Raw genomic sequence first — 1,624 nt, forward strand, 5'->3', positions numbered from 1 at the left:
CCTTGATTATCAACTTTATCCGAACACCTCCCACATTCATCCGCACATGTGCGGATAAATGTGGGAACCCGATACCCTGAGGGCCGGACCGGCCGGCCCCGGGAGATCGGAGGACGGCATGTCCGGAAAGAAGAAGAGCGGCTCCGCGAGGGCGGTCCCGAGGGCCTACGGAAGGCTCACGAGGCACGAGCGGGACACGGTCCAGAGGATGCTGGAGCGCAGGGCGTCGTGCAGGGAGATCGCGAGGGAGCTGGGCAGGTCGCCCTCGACGGTGAGCGCCGAGGTGGCGTCTCACAGGTTCGTGACGGCGCCGAAGGCCAGGCGCGGCGAGCGCGTGGACGCCTCCGCCGACCTGTCGGCGGCCTGCCCGCGCCTGGCGGCGTGGCCGCGATGCTGCAACGGCTGCGGCCGGTACCGCGCAATCGGCTGCAAGCGCCGCCCCCACGTCTTCTACGAGGCCCGGGCCGCGCAGCTGTGCGCCGACTCGGTCCTCGTCTCGTCCAGGCGCGGGATAGACGCCGACGAGCCCGCCGCGGCGGCCAGGCTGGAGGCGATAAGGGACTGCCTGCGCCGGGGGCTGTCGCCCGAGCAGATGGCGGCGCGCAACGGCGGCCCGGTGGACCTGTCGCCGTCGACCATCTACCGCTGGGTCTCGGCGGGCTACGACGGCATGACCAGCATGGAGCTCAGGCGCAAGGTCGGCTACAGGCCGAGGAAGCGCGCCGCGGGCCGGGCGGCGACCCGCCACTCCGCCCGCAGGTCGCATGCCGCGTTCCTCGCCCTCGGGGAGGACGCGTGCGCCGCGGCCTGGGAGATGGACACCGTCGAGGGGGCCCGGGAGGACTCCGCCTGCCTGCTCACGCTGCTGCACCGCCCCAGCAGGCTCCAGCTCGCGCTGCCGCTGGCGGAGAAGACCGCCGGGTGCGTCGCGGACGCCCTGGAGGGCGTCCGGGCGGTCCTCGGCGCCGACGGGACGCGCCGCGTGTTCCGCGCCGTCCTCACCGACAACGGCGCCGAGTTCTCCGACGAGGCGGCGATCGCGGCGCTCATCGGCGAGGGGCCGGGCGAGACGAGGCTGTTCTACTGCGACCCCAGGCGCAGCGACCAGAAGGGCGCCTGCGAGCGCAACCACGTCGAGATCAGGAAGCTGCTGCCCAAGGGCGCCGGAATCAGATTCGACCGGCTCGCCCCGGCCGACCTGGCGCTGGCCATGTCGCACGTGAACTCCGAGCCCCGCGGCGCGCTCGGCTTCGCGACGCCCGCGCGCGCCTTCAGGGCGATGCTCGGGGAGGACGCGGCGGCGCTGCTGGACGCCTACGGCGTGGGGGACGTGCCCATCGGGGAACTCGACCTGACGCCGGGGCTCATCGAGAGGGCGCGCGCAGAGAGGGGCGATGCCCCGCTGGCCTAGCCTAGGAGAAAAACGGAATAGACGGACCGACCGTCCGGCTGAGTCTGGGAAGAGGTGCCGGGCGGCGGGCGGAGCATGGCCACCGGACCCATCGAAACACATCTCCACCATTCCTTCAACTGGGAAAATGGCGCCCCCGGGGCCCGAGAGGGGCCGCGGGGGCGTTCGGTTAACTGCGGGAGCGTGCCGTCAGCTCAATGTGTTCGGTTGAGA

1 protein-coding gene is annotated in these 1,624 nt (G+C 72.0%); it reads left to right on the plus strand.

Annotated elements, in window-relative coordinates:
- Positions 1–118 precede the first annotated feature (118 nt).
- Positions 119–1,411: an IS30 family transposase gene (locus DW870_RS09195; RefSeq protein ID WP_117877564.1), complete on the plus strand. Its 1,293-nt coding sequence runs from the start codon at positions 119–121 to the stop codon at positions 1,409–1,411.
- The last annotated feature ends 213 nt before the right edge of the window (positions 1,412–1,624 follow it).

Origin of the sequence: Collinsella sp. AM38-1BH (assembly GCF_003467545.1) — a bacterium.
Classification (GTDB): domain Bacteria; phylum Actinomycetota; class Coriobacteriia; order Coriobacteriales; family Coriobacteriaceae; genus Collinsella.

Excerpts from the sequence above, each read along its gene's own strand:
- DW870_RS09195 (WP_117877564.1), top strand. The coding sequence starts at position 119 with ATGTCCGGAAAGAAGAAGAGCGGCTCCGCGAGGGCGGTCCCGAGGGCC.